This is a genomic window from Agarivorans sp. OAG1 (assembly GCF_037076485.1).
In the GTDB taxonomy this organism is placed as follows: Bacteria; Pseudomonadota; Gammaproteobacteria; order Enterobacterales; family Celerinatantimonadaceae; genus Agarivorans; species Agarivorans albus.
Genome location: NZ_AP028990.1, coordinates 3,313,126 through 3,333,605 on the forward strand (window position 1 = coordinate 3,313,126; position 20,480 = coordinate 3,333,605).

Consider the following 20,480-nt stretch of genomic DNA (forward strand, 5'->3'; position numbering starts at 1 on the left):
TTAATTAAGCGTAGCTGAATCGACATATAACAAGCCATTTAAGCCAAGCAATCAAAGTGGTTGTTAGTGACTATTCAACAAAAAGGCCCGCTAGCAAACTAGCGGGCCTTTATAGTAGTGAGAGAGTTTCACTTAGCTTTGCAGCAAATCAACTAATTGCTGTTCATTCCATACATCAATGCCTAAATCTTGGGCTTTAGTGAGTTTAGAGCCTGCCGCATCACCGGCAATCACAATGTCGGTTTTCTTCGAAACACTGCCGGTTACTTTAGCGCCTAAGGCTTGCAGCGCTTGTTTAGCTTCACTTCTGCCAAGTTGACTTAAGGTGCCGGTAAGTACAATTACCTTGCCGTTCATGGCCAAGTCTTCTTCCGCCTTATCTTCTATCGCAGGCCAACTGAGTTGTTCGGCCAGCGCATTCACTAGTTCAGCATTTTGCTCTTGAGTGAAGAAGAAACGCAGGTGCTTAGCAACAATTTCACCAACATCGGGCACATCTTGCAGTTGTTCAAGGCTGGCATCGGCTATTGCGGGTAAGCTTTTAAAATGTTGAGCAAGGTTACCAGCTGTCGCCTCACCTACTTCACGGATCCCTAGGGAGTATATGAAGCGCGCCAAAGTGGTCTCTCGTGCTGCTTCTATACCTGCTAGCAACTTATCGACAGACTTCTCGCCCATGCGCTCTAAGCCCAACAAAGCGTCTCGTTGCTGCGCAAGGTGAAATAAATCTAAGGGGGTTTGCAATAACTCCGCTTCGACCAACTGCTCTACCAACTTGTCACCAATACCGTCTATATCTAAAGCTTTACGGGCAACAAAGTGTTTTAGTGCCTCTTTACGCTGCGCACCACAACGCAGGCCTGCTACACAACGCGCAACAGCCTCACCTTCGATGCGCTCGATGGCGCTATCACACACCGGGCAGCTTTCGGGAAAAACTATCTCTTTTGCATCTTCTGGGCGACGCTCAAGGATGACTCCGGCTACCTGCGGAATCACATCACCAGCTCTGCGTACAATCACACTATCGCCAATACGCACCGCTAAACGCTCAATTTCATCAGCGTTGTGCAAGGTGGCATTACTCACCGTAACGCCACCAACAAAAACTGGCTCTAAACGGGCCACGGGAGTTATCGCTCCAGTTCGCCCAACCTGAAATTCTACATCTCGCAATATTGTGATTTCTTCTTGAGCCGGATATTTATGGGCCGTTGCCCAGCGAGGCGCTCGCGCAACAAAACCCAATTGTTGCTGCAGTTCCAAACTATCTACTTTGTAAACAACGCCATCAATTTCATAGGCGAGGCTATTGCGGCGCTCACCAATTTCTTGGTAATAGGCAAAACACGCCTCACTGCCGCTAACAGTGCGCACTTCAGGACACACCGGTAAACCATAGTCTTTTAAGCTTTGTAAGTTCTGATAATGGCTTTGACTTAAGCTTTCACTCACCACGCCCAAGGAGTAGGCATAAAATGCCAAAGGACGCGTAGCAGTGATTTGCGAGTCTAACTGTCGCAAACTTCCTGCTGCTGCATTGCGTGGGTTGGCAAAGCCTTTTTCACCCTTTTCGATTGCTTGCTGGTTAAGTTTTTCAAAACCCGCCTTAGGCATAAATATTTCACCGCGCACTTCCAATCTGGCGGGCCAGTTATTACCCCGTAAACGCAGAGGAATAGAGCGAATGGTTTTCACATTCTCGGTGACATTTTCGCCTGTGCTGCCATCTCCACGTGTTGCAGCTTGCTGCAGCACACCATCAACATACAAGATGCTCACCGCTAAGCCATCAAGCTTGGGTTCGACACAATAGGTAATTGCATCGGCAGTCACCAATCGCTCTTGCAAACGTTTATTAAAGGCACTTAAGTCTTCTTCACTGAATACGTTGTCTAAGGACAACATTGGCATTTCGTGCTGAATTTGATCGAAGGCTGATAGCGGCGTTCCGCTAACACGCTGGGTAGGCGAGTCACTTCGCAATAAGTCTGGATGCTGCTTTTCTAAACTCTGTAATTCTCGAAATAAGCGGTCATATTCAGCATCAGGAACCGAAGGCTCATCCAATACGTAATATTGATAGTTATATTGCTCGAGTTGAGTTCTTAGCTGCTCAATTTGTTGTTCTGGCTTGTCCATGAGAGACCTTTCAAATAAAAAAGCCTTCCCAAATACATGTATTGGAAAGGCTTAAAAGTACACACAATTTATTAGTTTACGAGCAGTTGCTTACGCTCGTATTCACGCACCCGTTGCTCATAGTGATTAACGGTTTGCTTGGTCAAAGGATTACGCTGGTCATCTAACATTATCGCGTCTAAATCTTTAGCCAAGGTCATGGCTGCGTTATACATTAAGGCAAAGTTTTTAGTTGGTTCGCCCTTACATGGCACAGTCATGAAGATGCTCACACCACGGGTTTCTAGTTGGTCCATGGCATTAATATCAAAAGTGCCAGGGTTAACCATATTCGCCAAACTAAATATCACCGGACCAGTGCCGCTGTTATCTAAGTGACGATGAAAAATATCCATGTCACCATGGCGCAAACCAATTTTGTCTAAACTTGCTAACAGCGCAGCACCTTTTAAGTAACGGCCACTCTGAGCCATAACATTTAAGATAAACACATCATCGGGTGCATTAGGATCTTTAACCGGCTCTTGTGGTTCTTCAACCACAGGCTCTACAAGTTCTTCTTTTACTTCGTCCATATCAAAGGCAAACTCTGGTTCGCTAGACAAAGTACTTGGCTCAGGTTCAACACTCACAGCCTCTGGATTGGCCTTAGGTTCTAAGCCCTCTAAACCTTGGCTATCACTAATGCTTGGCGCTTCATCTACTGCAGAAAAGCTAAATTCAGGCTCTTTTCGCTGCACTGGCGCGCTTGGCTCAGCGGCAAAATCTGGGCTTGCTTTTATTTCTGCTGGTTTGGCCGCAGGTTTTGCGGCTGGAGCTACTTCTTGCTGAGTAATAGCGTCTTCAATAGGGTCACCAATAACCCGAGCTTGACCTACACCTAGATCATCAAAACCTTGTTCATCACGTGTTGCTGAAGATTCTTGAGCCCCTAAAGATTTTTTGGGACTAACCAGTTTTTCAGGTCGTTGTTTGCGACTACTCCAAAAACCATGAGCGAGCAAAGCAATAATTAAAATGATTCCAACAACGATAAGTACGATGCGTAATTCCTGCATTTAACTGTTCTCTAAAGCTATTATTCCACCATGGCTATCGCTTCTGCGATATCCACTGCTACCAAGCGTGATACGCCTGGCTCCTGCATTGTTACCCCAGCAAGTTGCGAGGCCTTTTCCATTGTCACTTTATTGTGACTGATAAATATAAATTGAACCGTATCAGACATACTATGCACTAAATCGGCAAAACGTCCCACATTTACTTCATCTAGCGGTGCATCTACCTCATCAAGCATACAAAATGGCGCAGGATTTAAGCGAAATATAGCAAAAACCAAGGCCAAGGCAGTCAGCGCTTTTTCTCCGCCCGACAATAAACTAATGCTAGCATTCTTTTTACCCGGAGGTCGCGCCATTATAGTTACGCCAGTTTCGAGCAAGTCGTCGGAAGACAGTTCAAGCCAAGCCTTACCCCCACCAAAAACCTTGGGGAAAAGCTGTTGTAAGTCTGCATCTACTTTAGCAAAAGTTTCACTAAATTTAGAACGAGTTTGACGGTCTATTTTGGCGATTGCCGTTTGCAACACTTCAATGGCGGCTTCTAGATCAGTAAGTTGCGTGCTTAACTCTTGATAGCGTGCATTCTGCTGTTCAAATTCGTCTTCCGCAGCTAAGTTCACCGCGCCTAATCGCTTCAAGCGCGCATCTACCTGACTTAGCTCACTGGCATAGTCGTCTTCTAAGCTGGCTTCTGGCAACGATAGCTCAAGGTGTGTTAAGTTTTCACCTTGCTCCGCTAGTTGCTCTAACAATACGGTTCGACGCGCTAACAAACTTTGTTGCTCAATTCGTTGTTGCGTACCTTGCTCAATTAATTCTTTTAAACGTAGCTGTGCATCTTTTAACTGCTGAGCCAAAGCTTGCTGTTGTTCAACACTTTTATGGTGTGCTTCGCTAGCACCTGTTTGCTGCTCTTCCAATTCTAAGTGTTGCTCTAGCAACTGTTCTATTTGCTCACCAAGCAGGGCTAGTTGCTCATCGTGCTCTTCGGGCTGCGCCTGTAACTGCTGTTCAAGCTCTGCCAACTTTTGCTGCTGATAGCTTTGCTGCTGCAGTTGCGCTTGAAGTTTTGCTTGCTGTTGCTGCAATAACAATTGCTGCTGATGACTAGCTTGTTGCTGTTGCTGCAAGCTCAAGCGTTGCTGCTTTAGAGCATCTGTCGCCAGTGCAGTTTGTTGTTGCAAGTATTTTTGCTTTTCGCTTTGCTGATTTAATTCAGCCTGATGCTGTTCAAGTTGCTCTTCGAGCAATAACTGCAATTCTTGATCTTGCTCCAGCGTAATCTGCAGTTCGGCGATTTGCTGCTGTATTTGCTCGGTTTGTTGCTTGGCAAAGGCTTGCTGTTGCTCTAATAAGGCTAAGCGGCTGCGCCAGTCGGCAATCTCGGCCTTCACTGTCACTAAATTCTGGCTTAGCCCTTTTATCTGTTCAGCCTGTTGCTGAGATTGCTGCTGTAGGTCTTGTTGTTCAAGCTTTAGCTGAGTAGCGCTTTCCTCCAACTGAGCCAATAATTCGTGTAGCTGCTGGCGCTCTTGTTGCAGACTTAACAAAGAATGTTGGTAGTTCGGTGGGCTCAACTGCTGCCAGTATCTTCCTACCCACTCGCCCCTGGCAGTTATCAATGATTGTTCATTACTTAGATACTCTCGCAAGCTTATCGCTTGCTCAAGATTATCGACCACTAGCACTTGGCCACATAAGTATCCAAGCTCAACATTCTCTAATTGCTCGGCTAAGCTGCTCAACGTTGCTAACTGAGGGGCGAGCTGATGACTTACCGCAGGCGCAACTGCGCTTAATGCTAAGGGAAACTGGGCGTCTAGTTGCTCACACCACTCCGCCTGTAGCCATGTACTTAAAACCACATCTGCAGCCTGTTCCCAACCTTCCTTCACACCCAGAACGTCAAGCAGTGGCTGCTGGGCTGTCTGCTCAACTTGCCCGAGCAATTTATCAACACCCTGCAAACGGGTTTCTTCAGCAGTTTGTTGTAATTGCGTTTGTTGCAATTGTTGTTGGCAGGCCGCTAGTTTGTCGGCTAAGTGCTGCTTAGAGACCTCGGCCTGAGCCAACTGCGTCTCAAGCTCTTGTTGTTTGGGTTCGCTTTCGTCGAGCTGCTGAGTTAAACGCTGCAAGGCAGCTTCATCACCATCGGCGGTGTGACTTAAGCTTTGCTCTAATTGAGCAATCTGCTGCTTATGGCGCTGCTGCATTTGCTCACAATGACGCAATTGAGCTTCGCACTGCTGCACAGAGTGACGCGCCTGTTGGCTCGCAGCTAAAAAGGCATTACTCTCAGCTAAGGCATCGGCATGCTGTTGCTCGGCGTCTTCCAGCTGTGGCTCTAACTCTAACAACACTTGCTGCTGCATTTCTTGTTGCAACTCTAGTTCTGCGATGGCTTCTTGCTCCAGCGCTAACTGCTCACTTAGCACCTCTGAGCTTGCCTTAATTTCAGCTTGCTGAGTTAAGTTGCGGTCGCGGCTTTGTTGCGACTGACTCTGTTGTTGCTTGGTATGTAATTGTTGCTGCTCAAGTTTCGCCAACTCAGTTTTAAGTTGGTAACTTTGCTGCTGCAGATTTTGAATCTGTTCTTGCTGCTCTGCAATTTGGTGGTTAAGCAAGCTAAGCTGGTTTTCCGTTTGAGTTATCAGGTGTTCTTCGTGCCTTTGCTGCTGTTCGGCCTGATCATTCCCCTGATTGCCTTTATCAATGCTCGCGTCCAACTGGCGCAACTCTTGAAGGCAAATAAGCGCCTTTAGTTCACGATGACGCTCTCGATACTGGCGATAACGCTTAGCCGCTTGCGCTTGGGTTTTAAGCTTACTGACTTGTTGCGCAAGCTCTGATTCGATATCTCGCAGACGCAGAATATTTTCATCGGTGTGTTTAATGCGTAACTCCGTTTCGCGTCGGCGTTCTTTATACTTAGACACGCCAGCTGCTTCTTCAATAAACACCCGCAGTTCTTGTGGCTTTGACTCGATTAAACGGCTAATCATGCCTTGTTCAATAATCGCGTAACTGCGCGGACCAAGGCCCGTTCCTAAAAACAAATCGGTAATATCGCGTTTACGGCATTTAGCGCCATTTAGCAGATAGTTATTTTGACCATCTCGACTAACTTCTCGGCGAACGGCAATCTCGGCGTAACTAGCAAACTCACCGCCAATTCGCCCTTGCTGGTTATCGAAAATCAATTCCACCATGGCTTTAGATACAGCGGCGCGCTTGGTTGAACCATTAAAAATAACATCAGTCATAGAGCCACCGCGCAAATGGCGGGCATTGCTCTCTCCTAATACCCAGCGAACAGCGTCGATTACGTTTGACTTGCCACAGCCGTTTGGCCCTACTATGGCTGTCATATCGGTGGGAAAAGGGATGGTGGTTCGGTCAACGAAAGATTTAAACCCGGCGAGGCGGATTTGTTTCAAGCGCATAAATGATTTTGCTTAATTTGTTGCTATTGTTAAGCAAGACTTTACCAGAGCTATCAACGCTTTGTAATATATGAGTCCATAAACAAACGAGGGATCACAACAATGACGCAGCATTCGCTTGCTTCTCGCAGCGGAATTTCTTACATCGCCCAGGGTTTTAGCTTAATTACTCAACCTGGTCTTCGGCTTTTTGTGATGATTCCTCTAATCGCTAACATTTTGTTGTTTGGTGCAGCATTCTTCTTTTTATACCAACAGTTAGGCACTTGGGTTCAGCAGATTGTTGATTACCTACCAAGCTGGTTAGATTGGCTAAGCTGGTTAATTTGGCCAACGGCGATAATCGCTATTCTGATGGTGTTTGGTTTTACCTTTAGCATTATTGGAAATTGGATTGCAGCGCCTTTTAACGGCTTATTAGCCGAAAAAGTAGAAATGCACCTTAGTGGCAAAAAAGTCGACGACATGTCGATAGTTGATCTCATCAAAGATTTACCACGCATTTTCTCTCGAGAACTGCAAAAGCTGTGGTACTGGCTACCCAAAGCTTTGGGATTATTACTGCTGTTTTTAATCCCTGCCATTGGCCAAACTATTGCGCCTGTACTGTGGTTTTTATTCTGTGCTTGGATGATGTGCATTCAGTACATTGATTACCCTTTTGACAATCATCGCATTCCATTTGCTACTATGCGCGATCAACTTAAGCAAGACCGCATTCGCAACAGTGGCTTTGGGGCGATCGTTTTATTTTTTAGTACCGTACCCCTATTAAACTTAATTATCATGCCGGTGGCGGTATGTGGTGCCACAGCAATTTGGGTCGATAGTTATCGAGACAAGCTGGTCGAGGAGAAGCAGTAATGAAAACCAAACATCTATTATCGGGCTTAGTACTAAGCCTCAGCTTACTGAGTGCGGGCTCTGTGATGGCAGCAGCCAGTACACTACAAAAGATAAACTACGGCGAAGCCCAGGAAATGAACTTAACCAAAGTGGCCCAAAAAACCTTTTTGAGCAACTTAGATTTAGACATAGCCGAAAAAGAAGCCGTGGAATGGGCCAGTACCCAAAACGCTAGCCACTACTCGGTTTACACCGTAGAGCGCAGTCCGAAAAGAGATCGCTACCGCGTATCCATTGTGGTTTACAGCAACTAAGCTGCACACTCTGGTTTATCACTGTATTGAGCAGCAATCTCGACAAATTGCTGCTCGCATCGGCAAAATGCCTCAACTACTGCAGGGTCAAAATGCGAGCCCTTCCCTTCTAAAATAATCTGCTTAGCTTTGTCGTGAGAAAAAGCAGGTTTGTATACCCGCTTAGAAATGAGCGCATCATAAACATCTGCCAAGGCCATTAAGCGCGCACTTAAGGGAATGTCATTTCCAGCTAACCCTTCGGGGTAACCACTTCCATCCCATTTCTCGTGATGAGATAAAGCAATTTCTTTAGCGTATTGCAGGAAGGCCGCATCCTCACTGCCAAACTGGCGTTCAGCTTCGGCTAAGGCATCGGCTCCTATTTCAGGATGCTGGCGCATGATCTGCCACTGCTCGTCATCAAGTTGGCCGGGCTTAAGTAAAATAGCGTCGGGGATCCCCACTTTCCCTATGTCATGTAAGGGGGCTGACTTATAGATTAAATCAATAATCTGAGGACTTAATAAATTGCTAAAACCTTGCTCATTTTGCAGCGCCTCAGCCAAGGCTTTAACGTAGTACTGGGTACGTAGAATATGCGCGCCGGTTTCATTGTCACGGGTTTCTGCTAGTGTCGCCAAACTGTGAATGGCGATATCTCGCGTTTGCTGAAGCGACAAAGTACTGCGTTGTAAACTAGCAATCATTGAATTAGTGCGCTGTGCTATCAAGCCAAATTCATCACTACTACTAATGGTGACCTGAGTATCTAATTGGCCGGCTTGTACCTTAGCCAAGCTATGATTTTCGTTTTCTAGCAAACGCTTTAGGTTGCGTGAGTAACTGCTTATTACTCTTAGCACGTAGGCCAATACCACCAGCAATACAAAGCTTAGTTCGATAACAATATAACGCTGAGCCACTTCAATCGGGTAGAGATCTGAACCAACATTTACCAACCAATCTAAATCCTTATTAATCACCAAAAAGATAACACCTGCTAGCACGAAAGCGCTGGCCGCTGCGAAGGCTGAAAACTTTTGACTAACAGAATAAGGTTGCGGCTTAATCTGTAAGTGTTGGCCAGCACTCTCTAAGTCTTGAGCAATTTGCCACTCCTTAAACAAGGCTAAATCTGCCGCTACATAAAAGCCCAAAGCAGCCAAACCTAAAATAACCTTTAAGTTTGACTCCCAAGGCGGCTCAAACATCATTAAGTTATAACTAACGACGCTTAAGGCCATGATTAAAAACAGTGAAAAATCGAGAGTGAACTGGGCGCTTACTTGCTGTTCTTTTGGCTTCTTCTCTATTGCCAAACAGGCAAAGCGCCTCGCCAACAAGGTGACAAGAAAACTAATAATGATAGGGAGTAATAATTGAAGAGGCGTTTGAGCTTCCAAAAACGGGCAAACTTGAACGCCATAAATAGAAAACAACACCATGGCAATTAGCCAGTGTTTACTTGCTAAACGCGCAACTTTCTCCATTAGGCTCTCCCGTTGTTAAGGCTCAGTTTGTTAGTAATTTTAAACTGCTAAACAATAATCAATGAAACTGAAATAAGTAAAGCCATCAAAGTGGTATTAGTGATGTGCGTTAAACTCAAAGTGCAAGCCACAAAATTAATAGCCAGCCACTAGACATTGATTTTACCTAGCGATAGCAAATTGTAAGCTACTTGGGTTGCTGTATACAAAAGCCCTGTTCATTCTCAAAAAAGTTAGGTGTATCGGAATCAATAAACTCTAAGGCTTCGCTATAAAACCGGCTTAGCCAAAGCGCTTCCATATTAGCTAAAGCAGAACTGAGTACATCAGTAGCGCCTGCGTCTGCCAATACGATGTTGTCATATTTTGATATGAAGGAGTGCGGCACAATCTCACCGTCATACAAACAGTAACCTAAAGCTTGCTCTCCAACTAAGCTGTTTAAGCGTTCCGCCAGCGTTTGAATAGCCAGTGGGTCTGCACCACTATCATTTTCAACTGCCACCAATTGAACTTGCACAGCAAGACTCTCAGCTTGCTGATAAGCTACTAGGGTTTCTCGACCAAAACTGTCTACCGCAAACAAATTGCTTATTTTAAAATTACATATACCAGCTCGGCCAGCGGCTCGTTCATCTTCACAGGCAGGGCCCCAGCTATAATCCAATTGGGGAATAAAGGTGCTAAGTTTTAGAAGTGCTAATAAGGATTGCGCCACCCCGGTGCGAAATTGCTCCAGTAACTGAGCAAACTGGTGCCAGACCTGCTCTAGTTGCTCGGAATTATCAGTTTCAGCATTGAGCAAATCCAGCAAGTCGAGCTCTTCTTGTGGGCTAAGCGGTGCTAGCTGCGGCCCCGGTTCTGTAGAGTAAGTCATTGGTATGGCCAAAAAAGGAGCCATTAGCAAAGCTTTATCAAAGGTCTGTTCTCCGCGTATTGCAACTGCAGCCGCCACAGCTCCGCCAACACTTAGACCTGCAATGATTTTTGAAGGCCCCGGAGACAGCTGCCCTAGCAATACCAATTGGTCAGCAAAATCTGAATACACTTGGGCATTATTGGCTAAACCGCTAGCTTCCAACAGCAAATCTTGCTGTTCTGCCTCAAGACCATGACCAGGAAGAGCTGGCAACACAACATGATAACCGGCAGCCGCTAACTGCAAGCCCCAATCAAAAAATTGTTGGTTACATGCGGTAAAGCCGTGCACGACAATTAAGGTGCCTTTTAAGGCTTGCTGAGGATTCGCTTCAATTACCTGAGGGATACATGCAGCTTGTAATGAGAACTCCGCAGGAGGCTCACTGGCCTCAACGACAGTTTGCCACTGGGCAACAAATTCTGGCTCAAAGTTATTTAATAAATCTGAACTTTGTTCGACATCCTTGCACGCCAGCAATGCGAAAACCAGCAGCATAAAAAAGACAATTTTTGAGCTATATCGCAATACACAATCGCACATAAACATAGCGTCCTCGCTACTAGTGACCAAAGAATTAGTTAATCAACTTTAGCTTAGTTGAAGTAAACCTTGTTGTAGCAATGCTTCTTCACAAATTTCCAACAACACTACGCCTAATGGCATATCAATTTATCTCTTAATTACATAACGTTATAAATAAACGTTACTTCCCCTTCCCAAATAGCGCGTTATGCTAGTAACACAGTAATGCTGCTAAGTGCCAATAACCACTGATTGTAGCAAGCCTATTAACCTTAAAAAGGACGTTTCAATGAGTAAGATTTACGAAGACAATTCCCTGACTATCGGTCGCACTCCGCTAGTTCGCCTTAACCGCGTAAGCAAAGGTAACGTACTGGCTAAAGTAGAAAGCCGTAACCCAAGCTTCAGTGTTAAATGTCGTATTGGTGCAAACTTAGTATGGGATGCAGAAAAGAAAGGCTTATTGGGTCCAGGTAAAGAAATCATTGAACCTACCAGTGGTAATACCGGTATTGCTTTAGCATTTGTTGCAGCATCTCGCGGTTACCCAATCACCCTTACTATGCCAAACACCATGAGCTTAGAGCGTCGTAAATTGCTTAAAGCATTGGGTGCTAACTTAGTACTAACTGAAGGCGCTAAAGGCATGAAAGGCGCTATCGGTAAAGCGGAAGAAATTCGTGATGGCAACCCAGATAAATACGTATTACTAGGTCAATTTGATAACCCAGCTAACCCAGAAATTCACGAGAAAACAACTGGCCCAGAGATTTGGGAAGATACAGACGGTGAAATTGATGTGTTTGTAGCGGGTGTGGGTACCGGTGGTACAATTACAGGTGTTAGCCGTTACATTAAACTGGAACAAGGCAAAAGCATCACTTCTGTTGCAGTAGAGCCCGTTGATTCTCCAGTTATTGCTCAAGCTAAGGCGGGTGAAGATCTAACTCCTGGTCCACACAAAATCCAAGGTATTGGTGCAGGCTTCATCCCTGGCAACCTAGATTTAGAAATGGTTGACGCGGTTGAGCAAGTAACTAACGAAGACGCTATAGCCATGGCTCAACGTTTAATGGAAGAAGAAGGTATTTTAGCGGGTATCTCTTCAGGCGCCGCTGTTGTAGCTGCTAACCGTATCGCTGAAAAGCCAGAATTTGCAGATAAAACGATTGTTGTGATACTGCCAAGCTCAGGTGAGCGTTACTTATCAAGTGCTTTATTTGCTAACATTTTCACTGAACAAGAAAACGTTCAATAAGTAAATTTAAGCAAGTAATCAATAAGCAACCTGTGAAGGTTGCTTTTTTTTGCGACAAAGACTTTATTTTCAAAGAAAATTAACCATTAAGACTTGTGCAACAAAACTGCAAAAACTATACTCCAAACCGCTAAATAATGCGCTTCACAATGTATCACTTTGTAACAAAAGGTATCAAAATTGACACATTGTTCACTTCGATAAATTAGTATTATTTATTAAATTACATAGAGTTACACACAAAACCCCTATGTAATATTAAGTAACACTGTACAACTAAATAGGAAAATTTGACGTAGATTAAACTTTACCAAAGGCTTTTACGTTATTTTTTTCTCGAAAACGTTTTACTAATAAGCGTCTAAGCTTATATCAAGCTATAGGCGACATAATTTAACTTGAGGAATGATTGTATGTTTGAGAAAAGTGTTGTTATCACCGCCGAAAATGGTCTTCATACTCGCCCTGCGGCACAATTTGTAAAAGAAGCAAAAGCATTTTCTAGCGATATCACTGTTGAGAGCAATGGCAAATCTGCCAGTGCCAAAAGCCTTTTTAAACTGCAAACTCTTGGCCTAACTAAAGGCACTAGTGTGGTGATTCGCGCTGAAGGCGAAGACGAAACTGCCGCTGTAGAAAAACTAGTTGCGTTAATGGATGAACTTGAATAAGTCAGCATTTTTATAAGTCCGTTAATCAGTTCAACTAAATAGGTGTAGGTTATGATTTCAGGTATTCTGGCATCTCCAGGAATTTCAATTGGTAAAGCACTGCTACTTGCGGAACAAGAAGTAGTGATTAACCAAACAAATATCGACGCAGCGCAGGTAGAAAGCGAAGTACAACGCTTTTTCGATGGACGTAATAAAACTTCTGCACAGCTCGAAGAAATTAAAATAATGGCAGGTAAAACCTTCGGTGAAGAGAAAGAAGCTATCTTCGAAGGACATATCATGCTGTTAGAAGATGAAGAGCTTGAAGAGGAAATTCTAGCCTGCATCAAAGATAACTTGCTTAGCGCCGACAATGCAGCTCATACCATTATCGAGCAAAACGCGCAGATGCTAGCCGAGTTAGACGACCCTTACCTAAAAGAACGCGCAACGGACTTTCGCGACATAGGTTCTCGTTTAGTTAAAAACATTCTAGGCATCGAGATTGTTTCTTTAAGTACCATTACTGAAGAAGTAATTTTAGTCGCCAACGATTTAACCCCTTCAGAAACAGCTCAAATTAACTTAGATAAAGTACTAGGTTTTGTTACTGATATCGGCGGTCGTACTTCTCACACTTCTATTATGGCTCGCTCTTTAGAGCTACCAGCTGTTGTTGGTACCAACGACGTAACCCAACAGGTTAAAAATGGCGATATCATTGCGTTAGATGCACTAAACAATGAAGTTGTTATCAACCCAAGCGATGAGCAACTAGCCACCTATAAACAGCGCCAACAAAGCTACATCGATGAAAAAGCTGAACTTGCCAAGTTAAAAGACCTACCTGCGGTTTCTTTAGATGGCCATCAAATTGAAGTATGTGCCAACATTGGCACCATTAAAGATGTAGACGGCGCTCACCGCAACGGCTCAGAAGGTGTTGGTTTATACCGTACCGAGTTTTTGTTCATGGATCGTGACTCACTACCTAGCGAAGACGAGCAGTTCGAAGCTTACAAAGCAGTAGTAGAAGCGATGCAAGGCCACCCAGTGATTATCCGTACTATGGATATCGGTGGCGATAAAGACTTACCTTACTTAGATTTGCCAAAAGAGATGAACCCATTCTTGGGTTGGCGTGCAATTCGTATCTTCTTCGACCGCGAAGAAATCATGAATGCTCAACTTCGTGCGCTATTACGTGCGTCTGCTTTTGGTAAAGTGCGCATCATGTTCCCGATGATTGTTTCGGTTGAAGAGATTCGCAAGTTAAACGGTGTGCTAGATACACTAAAAGCCGAGTTACGTGCTGAAGGCATCGCCTTTGATGAGAAAGTTGAAGTTGGCGTAATGGTTGAAACACCTGCAGCGGCAGCTATTGCTCACCATTTAATTAAAGAAGTAGACTTCTTTAGTATTGGAACCAACGACTTAACTCAGTACACTCTAGCGGTAGATCGTGGCAACGAGCTTATTTCTTCACTCTATAACCCAATGTCACCTGCTGTCCTTACTTTAATCAAGCAAGTTATTGATGCTTCACATGCTGAAGGTAAGTGGACAGGTATGTGTGGTGAGTTGGCTGGTGATGAAACTGCCACCTTGTTATTAATGGGAATGGGCTTAGATGAATTTTCAATGAGTGCCATTTCTATACCAAGGATCAAAAAACTGATCCGTAATTCAAACTATGCTGATGTGAAGAAATTAGCCGATCAAGCTTTAGCGTTGCCAACAGCCGCTGAAATTGAAACGTTAGTTGACACTTTTGTTAAACAAAATTCCGTCTGTTAAGATAGTTACAACTGCACAATACATAAGAATTTAGGAGCGCCATAATGGGTCTATTCGACAAATTCAAGAAAATGGTTTCAGATGATAGTTCAAGCAAAGGCGGGATCGATATTATCGCCCCACTATCAGGTGAAATCGTTCCTATTGAAGAAGTGCCTGATGTAGTATTTGCTGAGAAAATCGTGGGCGATGGTATCGCGATTAAGCCAAGCGGTAACAAAATGGTAGCGCCATGTGACGGTACCATTGGTAAGATTTTTGAAACTAACCACGCGTTTTCACTAGAATCAACCGACGGCGTAGAACTGTTTGTTCACTTCGGTATTGATACCGTTGAGCTAAAAGGTGAAGGTTTCACTCGTATCGCGGCTGAAGGCCAAGAAGTGAAACAAGGTGATGTGATTATTGAGTTTGATCTAGCCGTGCTAGAAGAAAAAGCAAAATCAACGCTAACGCCCGTGGTTATCTCTAACATGGACGAGATTAAAGAATTAGTGAAAAAATCAGGTTCTGTAACCATTAGCGAAACGCCGGTACTAACCATTATTAAATAAATTGGGCTTTTGCCTAAGTGATTAAACCACGCTATTTAGCGTGGTTTTTTTTGCCTTAAATTCACTCAAAGCCTTAATACCAATCACACTAAGTAAGTGATCAGAAATAACGTAGGAAAAATACTCGAGAATAAGGCAGGATTTTTTCGATAAGTAGTTATTCTACAATCAAAAATTCTAACGCAGTTATCGAGTATTTTAACCAGATAAAATGAACAGTTACTTAGTACGATTGGTATATTTCCTTTACCAGCTTAATTGGTCGATGAGCTTTGCCTTCAGCTCTGGTATTCTTAGCCAAAATAAAAAAGGGAACATACATGTCTGCAACAAACATAGTAATGTTCGGGATCCCCAACTGCGACACTATTAAAAAAGCCCGCCGTTGGTTAAACGAACACAACATTGAATTTAGCTTCCACGACTATCGTAAAGATGGTGTTAGTGTTGAACAAATTAGCCATTGGTGTGAACAGCTGGGTTGGGAAGCCGTTTTGAACAAACGTGGAACCACTTATCGCCAGCTAAGCGACCAGCAAAAAGCTGACCTAAATAAAGATACAGCCATTCAACTGCTGGCCGAGCACCCAGCAATGATTAAACGCCCATTACTTCAAGTTGACCAGTCTTTTACGCTTGGTTTTAAAGCCGACCAATACCAACAACTCTTTTCTCCGGAAGCATAAATCCATGTCAGATAGCCCAGTTTTACACTTAGCAAAAGATCTTATCAGCCGTCCGTCGGTGACCCCAGAAGACTGCGATTGCCAAAAACTAATGGCCGACCGACTAACTGCTGTTGGTTTTAACATTGAAGAAATGGTATTTGAAGACACCACCAATATGTGGGCGCGTAAAGGTGATACCGGCCCACTGTTTTGTTTTGCTGGACATACCGATGTAGTACCTCCTGGGCCTGCAGAAAAATGGCATACCCCACCCTTTGAGCCCACTGTTATTGATGGCATTCTACATGGGCGCGGAGCGGCTGACATGAAAGGCTCTTTAGCTGCCATGGTCGTAGCTACTGAGCGATTTTTGGCTGATTACCCTAATCACAAAGGTTCTATCTCGTACTTAATCACCTCTGATGAAGAAGGTCCTTTTATTAATGGTACAACCCGCGTGGTCGATACCTTAATGGCACGTAACGAACTGATTGATATGTGCTTGGTGGGTGAGCCATCCTCTACTCATCACGTGGGTGATGTAGTTAAAAATGGTCGCCGCGGCTCATTAACTGGAGATTTAACAGTAAAAGGTGTGCAAGGCCATGTGGCTTACCCCCACCTAGCTAAAAACCCTATTCATGATGCAGCACCAGCTCTTGCAGAACTTGCGGCAATGCATTGGGATAACGGTAATCAATTCTTCCCACCAACAAGCTTTCAAATTGCCAATATTCACGCTGGTACAGGTGCTTCGAATGTGATTCCTGGTGAGTTAGATGTTCAGTTTAACTTCCGCTACTCAACTGAGCTAACCGATAGCGAGATTGTAAAACGGGTACACAATATCTTTGATAGCCACGGCTTAGATTACCAATTAGATTGGACCTACAATGGCCAACCATTCTTAACTGAGGAAGGCGACTTCTTGTCTGCTGTGAGCAACGCGGTAAGCAAGGTAACCAAGAAAGCTCCTGAGCTACTCACTACTGGAGGCACGTCTGACGGTCGTTTCATTGCAAAAATGGGGACACAGGTGGTCGAGCTTGGCCCAGTTAACGCTACTATTCATAAAGTGAATGAGTGCGTTAAAGTGGCAGATTTAGAACAGTTAGCAGATATGTACTACGAGCTGTTAGTAAACGTTCTTGGCGGCAATGAGTAAACTTGCCAAGCCTCTAGCCCTTTATGGGCTAGACAAGAGCGAACTAATTGATGACCCCGAGCTTGCTTGGGTTCATCAATTAGTTTTATCTGACCTCAAAAAGCTTATTAAAGCGGCTGCGCAGGCTGGGTTTAACCTAAGCATTTTTAGTGGTTATCGGGATTTTCACCGCCAACTGGCGATCTGGAATAACAAATGGAATGGTCTGCGTCCAATTCTTGATGCCAATAGTCGCCCACTGGATATCTCAAGCCTAAGCGATGAGCAAAAGCTGCATGCTATTTTGCGTTGGTCTGCTTTGCCTGGCACCAGCCGCCATCATTGGGGCACCGATTTTGATTTTTACGACCCCAAACTACTACCATCAGGAACTCGTTTAGAACTCATCCCCCAAGAGTATGCGGAGCAAGGTTGCCAGCACGCCTTATCGATATGGTTAAATGAATATGCTCAAGATTTTGGTTTTTTCTACCCTTATCTGCGCTTTAAGGGCGGCGTAGAGTTTGAACCATGGCACTTGAGCCACCTAGCCACCAGCCAAACAATGATGAGCAAACTCGATGCTAGCCAAACCCTAGAACACTTAAGAAATAACCAGGTGGCAGGCTTCGCTTGTATTGAACAGCACATCGAACAAATTTTTAGCCAATACGTTACCAATATCTGTTTACCGGAGACCTAATGCCAAGCTTGTATGCCACCTTGTTTGTTAGCCTTGTTAGTTGTTCTGCACTGGCCTTTCTTGTATTGATGCTGGTTTTACATAAGGGAGAGTTATGCCCTGGGCAAACAGGCAGAATTCAACGCCAATTAAGCACACTTGTTAGCTTTATAACCTTGGCAGGTTTAAGTGGATTTGAAAGCCAACAAGCGACTTGGTTAGTGGGCTTAGTCTTCGCCAGTGCCTTAATCGGTTGGGTGCTTACTTTCAAAATTAACAAGCTTAAACACAAACGCAGCCTAAATATTAACCTTTGGTGGTTAATGGGTATGCCACTGTTATTAGCCGCTACGGTTGTTTTGCTGCAACATAGTATTGGGATCTTTAGCTTTATTGCATCTGCGGCGGCAATTGCCCACTGGCTAATGGTTAAGGCTAAACACCGCTTAGCAAGCTTTGATAAACTGCTGCCATTTGCTGGGCTTGCTGCGGCAATGTGTAGCCTTGTGGCAGTGTGTATTTATCTCGTTTTAAACCAAACACTCTTGGAACAAGCTGATACAGTTAAGCACTTTGTAGTAATGAGCAGCTTGTTATTGCTAGCGACTCTGTTGTGGTTATTCCCGCAACTAAAGAAAACAGCCCCGCCAGCCCCTTTATTATTGGCCGTGGCGTTTATCAGCTTTATTTCTAGCCTTAACCTTCAAGCACTCAACGTTTAACAAGCTAAACTAGCTTTGGCACAGCTAGTTTGAATGCCCACATAGCAGGATTTGGAGACTTACCATGGCCATCGGATACGTTATTCTTATCATTGCTCTGGTACTGGGGTTTATCCTTGGCAATTTGATGCTGCTCAGGCACATGGACCGATTTAACATCAAGACAAAACTGCCTAAATCAAAAAAGTCGCACGACTCAGAGCAACGTTAAATCGCCCATTAATCACAAACTCCCCAAGCTTTACTGCTGCTGTTCCTTTTGCTTTTCTAAAGCCTGTAAATAAACATCTCTGGCCTTGAGTGAACCGGCTTGCTCGGCATCTTCTACAAGCTTTAAGGCCTGTTGTTCATTTCCATTCGCGATAGACTGTCGAATTAGCTGCCCAAACATTGCGTCTACCTCTGGATCAATGACCGGCGTTGTCGTTTCGCTTGTCGCCTCATTTGCGCCAATAGTATCTACGCTAGAGTTACTTGCTTCCCCAGCAACAGTGGGAGCAGTTGTTTCTGTAGAATTAGCGCCTACACTTTCCACACTAGAATGACTGGGTTCAACTGCTGTAGAGCTATTTTCAGCTGTATCCACATTTTGGCTACTGCATGCGCTTAGAACGAATACAGCACCAATAATTAGTATAAATCTCATAACATCTTCCTTTTAGTCTATCAGTTACTTATTTAATACGAATACAAGCCAAAATAAGTTTAGCCAAGAGAGAGTAGATAAGCCCACTTTAAGCTATGGAAGAACTCTCAACTAAAAACAAATGGCTTTTCACACTGTAATAGTCAATTGCCTAAAGGGCAAAGGCGCAAGAAAAAACATAAAAGGCTAATAAAAAAGGCCTCTTAAAGAGGCCTTATAAATCTAGCTAAGTGCGAGCGAGTATTATCGAGACAAGCTATCGCTTGTATCTAAACCCATCTTCATCAGAATGGCTAAGTACGGATACAGCGCTTGTACTTCACTTGGCTTAAGTACAACACCTTCATTATCACTTAAGGTAATTTGAGTAACATTGCCATTTGACCCCACCGTAAAGATGTAGTCTTTTTCTTCAAACTCCATGGTGCTTAAACCATAGTTTTCAAGAACTTGCTCCGGTGGGCGCTCGTAGGTTAAGTACAAGCTGCCAGAGTTAGCAATGTAATCAGTAATAGTGAAACCCGCTAGAGGTAATACTAAACGCAAACGCTTCATGGTTTTTTCCATGTTAGCACGCGCTTTGTAGTAAGCAGCACCGCTATCGTTTACTAATACTAAGTTAACCGTCTCATCGTAAAGCTGTTCTTTCTCGGCTTCACTCATGGCCGCCAAGCGCGCTTCTTCACGTTGCGCCGCAAGCTGTTCTTCTAGCTCTTCACGTCGGTCACTTATATAACCAATTAAGCGATTAAGCTCTACCACTGCAAGGCGCTGCTTGTCGAACTCATCTAAATCAATCGCTAAATCTCCACCGTCGCGATAAATCTCACCGTCGATAAAGCTTACTTTTAGACCAGCGGTTCGACCATGAGGTTTAACATCTAGCTGATAGGTAAATTTTTGGCGTTGCTCCATTACCGTGTCGCTGGAGAAAAACCACCAACTGCCTTCTACTGTTTCGGCATCAACTAACCAATTTGATTCGATTATAGCTTGCTGGTCATCACGGCGAGCAATAGAAGAGTTACGATAGGCAATATAGTCACTAATGGTTTGCATCATCGTAGCTGTTGTTTCGGTAGCGGTTTGGGCTTGTAGAATATCAAACCAAAAAATCAGACCGTCTTCGGTATTTTCGATACGGCTTCCCGCGATGAGCGGTATAATTTGCACAGGTGCGCGAACATCTACCGCCGACCCGACTAAAACTTCCTCTTTAGCTTGCGGTGTTGGAATAACAAATTCACTACTTTGCTCAGGTGGTGTTATCCCTTCTGGGATCACTAAAGGCTCTACTTGAGTAGCTTCTAAATACTCAAAGCCTCGCTCAGCCTGACGGTGTTTCTCACCGCTACTAGAGCATGCTGCCAGAGTCGCTACTAGGCTGCCAAAAAACACGACTTTCATCGTTGGAAAAGAAACTAGTTGCATATCCCACTACATCTACAAACAAAAATATTTACTGGTAAGCGATTTCGTCATACGAAAACAATCCAGAGTAAGGGCGCTATACTACTTAGCCACTTTCATAAACACAAGGCGAAAACATTCAGGGCTTGATACAAACTCACCTTTTACTTTCTGCTAAATTTATATGCGCTAGAATTCCCAGCTTTAAGCAAGTATCCTGACAC

The 20,480-nt window shown here is 44.2% G+C and carries 18 protein-coding genes; 11 read left to right on the forward strand and 7 right to left on the reverse strand.

All coding sequences use genetic code 11. The features are described 5' to 3' along the window. Nucleotides 1–132 precede the first annotated feature (132 nt). The 3 genes from ligA to smc form a co-directional block, all read right to left on the reverse strand. Nucleotides 133–2,142, reverse strand: coding sequence for an NAD-dependent DNA ligase LigA (ligA, locus tag OAG1_RS15145; protein WP_338621869.1), 2,010 nt, complete (start codon nt 2,140–2,142; stop codon nt 133–135). Between the two features lie 71 nt (nt 2,143–2,213). Continuing rightward, nucleotides 2,214–3,200, reverse strand: coding sequence for a cell division protein ZipA (zipA, locus tag OAG1_RS15150; RefSeq protein WP_338621870.1), 987 nt, complete (start codon nt 3,198–3,200; stop codon nt 2,214–2,216). A gap of 20 nt (nt 3,201–3,220) precedes the next feature. Continuing rightward, nucleotides 3,221–6,646, reverse strand: coding sequence for a chromosome segregation protein SMC (gene smc, locus OAG1_RS15155; protein ID WP_338621871.1), 3,426 nt, complete (start codon nt 6,644–6,646; stop codon nt 3,221–3,223). A 102-nt stretch (nt 6,647–6,748) separates the two neighbouring features. On the opposite strand from smc, the gene cysZ reads away from it, so the two are divergent. After that, the gene (gene cysZ / locus OAG1_RS15160; RefSeq protein ID WP_338621872.1) at nt 6,749–7,510 is read left to right on the forward strand and encodes a sulfate transporter CysZ; all 762 of its coding nucleotides are present in this window, start codon (nt 6,749–6,751) and stop codon (nt 7,508–7,510) included. Further along, nucleotides 7,510–7,806 (forward strand): hypothetical protein, encoded by a 297-nt coding sequence (locus OAG1_RS15165; protein WP_338621873.1) that lies wholly within the window; start codon nt 7,510–7,512, stop codon nt 7,804–7,806. Before cysZ ends, OAG1_RS15165 begins: the two co-directional genes overlap by 1 nt. Here the strand turns inward: OAG1_RS15165 and OAG1_RS15170 are convergent. Both OAG1_RS15170 and OAG1_RS15175 read right to left on the reverse strand, forming a co-directional pair. Beyond that, complete coding sequence (locus OAG1_RS15170) at nt 7,803–9,278, reverse strand: HD domain-containing phosphohydrolase (RefSeq protein ID WP_338621874.1); 1,476 nt, start codon at nt 9,276–9,278, stop codon at nt 7,803–7,805. The two genes, OAG1_RS15165 and OAG1_RS15170, sit on opposite strands and share 4 nt — an antisense overlap. 187 nt (nt 9,279–9,465) lie before the next feature. Beyond that, nucleotides 9,466–10,677 carry an alpha/beta fold hydrolase gene (locus OAG1_RS15175; RefSeq protein WP_338621875.1) on the reverse strand — a complete coding sequence of 404 codons (1,212 nt, stop codon included), beginning with the start codon at nt 10,675–10,677 and terminating at the stop codon, nt 9,466–9,468. A gap of 334 nt (nt 10,678–11,011) precedes the next feature. On the opposite strand from OAG1_RS15175, the gene cysK reads away from it, so the two are divergent. The 9 genes from cysK (at nt 11,012) to OAG1_RS15220 (ending at nt 18,411) form a co-directional block, all read left to right on the forward strand. Next, nucleotides 11,012–11,980, forward strand: a complete 969-nt coding sequence (cysK, locus tag OAG1_RS15180) for a cysteine synthase A (RefSeq protein WP_338621876.1) — start codon at nt 11,012–11,014, stop codon at nt 11,978–11,980. 413 nt (nt 11,981–12,393) lie between these two features. Next, the gene (locus OAG1_RS15185; RefSeq protein ID WP_016403637.1) at nt 12,394–12,651 is read left to right on the forward strand and encodes an HPr family phosphocarrier protein; all 258 of its coding nucleotides are present in this window, start codon (nt 12,394–12,396) and stop codon (nt 12,649–12,651) included. A gap of 51 nt (nt 12,652–12,702) precedes the next feature. Further along, a complete protein-coding gene (gene ptsI, locus OAG1_RS15190) occupies nt 12,703–14,430 on the forward strand; it encodes a phosphoenolpyruvate-protein phosphotransferase PtsI (RefSeq protein WP_338621877.1) in 1,728 nt (575 codons plus the stop codon). A gap of 44 nt (nt 14,431–14,474) precedes the next feature. After that, nucleotides 14,475–14,984, forward strand: coding sequence for a PTS glucose transporter subunit IIA (gene crr, locus OAG1_RS15195; protein ID WP_016403639.1), 510 nt, complete (start codon nt 14,475–14,477; stop codon nt 14,982–14,984). 320 nt (nt 14,985–15,304) lie between these two features. Further along, a complete protein-coding gene (locus OAG1_RS15200; protein WP_152779656.1) occupies nt 15,305–15,670 on the forward strand; it encodes an ArsC family reductase in 366 nt (121 codons plus the stop codon). Between the two features lie 4 nt (nt 15,671–15,674). Continuing rightward, complete coding sequence (gene dapE / locus OAG1_RS15205; protein WP_220720721.1) at nt 15,675–16,817, forward strand: succinyl-diaminopimelate desuccinylase; 1,143 nt, start codon at nt 15,675–15,677, stop codon at nt 16,815–16,817. Continuing rightward, nucleotides 16,810–17,499, forward strand: a complete 690-nt coding sequence (locus OAG1_RS15210; protein WP_338621878.1) for a M15 family metallopeptidase — start codon at nt 16,810–16,812, stop codon at nt 17,497–17,499. Before dapE ends, OAG1_RS15210 begins: the two co-directional genes overlap by 8 nt. Further along, on the forward strand, nt 17,499–18,200 hold the full coding sequence (locus OAG1_RS15215; protein WP_338621879.1) for a hypothetical protein: 702 nt from the start codon (nt 17,499–17,501) through the stop codon (nt 18,198–18,200). Before OAG1_RS15210 ends, OAG1_RS15215 begins: the two co-directional genes overlap by 1 nt. Before the next feature lie 64 nt (nt 18,201–18,264). Then, complete coding sequence (locus tag OAG1_RS15220) at nt 18,265–18,411, forward strand: DUF2897 family protein (protein ID WP_152779664.1); 147 nt, start codon at nt 18,265–18,267, stop codon at nt 18,409–18,411. Between the two features lie 30 nt (nt 18,412–18,441). Here OAG1_RS15220 and OAG1_RS15225 read toward each other — a convergent pair whose 3' ends face one another. Together OAG1_RS15225 and bamC are read right to left on the reverse strand one after the other, a co-directional pair. Further along, nucleotides 18,442–18,846 (reverse strand): hypothetical protein, encoded by a 405-nt coding sequence (locus tag OAG1_RS15225; protein WP_338621880.1) that lies wholly within the window; start codon nt 18,844–18,846, stop codon nt 18,442–18,444. A 243-nt stretch (nt 18,847–19,089) separates the two neighbouring features. Then, nucleotides 19,090–20,277 carry an outer membrane protein assembly factor BamC gene (gene bamC, locus OAG1_RS15230; protein WP_338621881.1) on the reverse strand — a complete coding sequence of 396 codons (1,188 nt, stop codon included), beginning with the start codon at nt 20,275–20,277 and terminating at the stop codon, nt 19,090–19,092. Nucleotides 20,278–20,480 lie beyond the last annotated feature (203 nt).

What these genes read in the sequence shown, in the direction of transcription:
- ligA (WP_338621869.1), bottom strand. Translation starts at nt 2,142, where the DNA reads ATGGACAAGCCAGAACAACAAATTGAGCAGCTAAGAACTCAACTCGAG.
- zipA (WP_338621870.1), bottom strand. Translation starts at nt 3,200, where the DNA reads ATGCAGGAATTACGCATCGTACTTATCGTTGTTGGAATCATTTTAATT.
- smc (WP_338621871.1), bottom strand. Translation starts at nt 6,646, where the DNA reads ATGCGCTTGAAACAAATCCGCCTCGCCGGGTTTAAATCTTTCGTTGAC.
- cysZ (WP_338621872.1), top strand. Translation starts at nt 6,749, where the DNA reads ATGACGCAGCATTCGCTTGCTTCTCGCAGCGGAATTTCTTACATCGCC.
- OAG1_RS15165 (WP_338621873.1), top strand. Translation starts at nt 7,510, where the DNA reads ATGAAAACCAAACATCTATTATCGGGCTTAGTACTAAGCCTCAGCTTA.
- OAG1_RS15170 (WP_338621874.1), bottom strand. Translation starts at nt 9,278, where the DNA reads ATGGAGAAAGTTGCGCGTTTAGCAAGTAAACACTGGCTAATTGCCATG.
- cysK (WP_338621876.1), top strand. Translation starts at nt 11,012, where the DNA reads ATGAGTAAGATTTACGAAGACAATTCCCTGACTATCGGTCGCACTCCG.
- OAG1_RS15185 (WP_016403637.1), top strand. Translation starts at nt 12,394, where the DNA reads ATGTTTGAGAAAAGTGTTGTTATCACCGCCGAAAATGGTCTTCATACT.
- ptsI (WP_338621877.1), top strand. Translation starts at nt 12,703, where the DNA reads ATGATTTCAGGTATTCTGGCATCTCCAGGAATTTCAATTGGTAAAGCA.
- crr (WP_016403639.1), top strand. Translation starts at nt 14,475, where the DNA reads ATGGGTCTATTCGACAAATTCAAGAAAATGGTTTCAGATGATAGTTCA.
- OAG1_RS15200 (WP_152779656.1), top strand. Translation starts at nt 15,305, where the DNA reads ATGTCTGCAACAAACATAGTAATGTTCGGGATCCCCAACTGCGACACT.
- dapE (WP_220720721.1), top strand. Translation starts at nt 15,675, where the DNA reads ATGTCAGATAGCCCAGTTTTACACTTAGCAAAAGATCTTATCAGCCGT.
- OAG1_RS15210 (WP_338621878.1), top strand. Translation starts at nt 16,810, where the DNA reads ATGAGTAAACTTGCCAAGCCTCTAGCCCTTTATGGGCTAGACAAGAGC.
- OAG1_RS15215 (WP_338621879.1), top strand. Translation starts at nt 17,499, where the DNA reads ATGCCAAGCTTGTATGCCACCTTGTTTGTTAGCCTTGTTAGTTGTTCT.
- OAG1_RS15220 (WP_152779664.1), top strand. Translation starts at nt 18,265, where the DNA reads ATGGCCATCGGATACGTTATTCTTATCATTGCTCTGGTACTGGGGTTT.
- OAG1_RS15225 (WP_338621880.1), bottom strand. Translation starts at nt 18,846, where the DNA reads ATGAGATTTATACTAATTATTGGTGCTGTATTCGTTCTAAGCGCATGC.
- bamC (WP_338621881.1), bottom strand. Translation starts at nt 20,277, where the DNA reads ATGCAACTAGTTTCTTTTCCAACGATGAAAGTCGTGTTTTTTGGCAGC.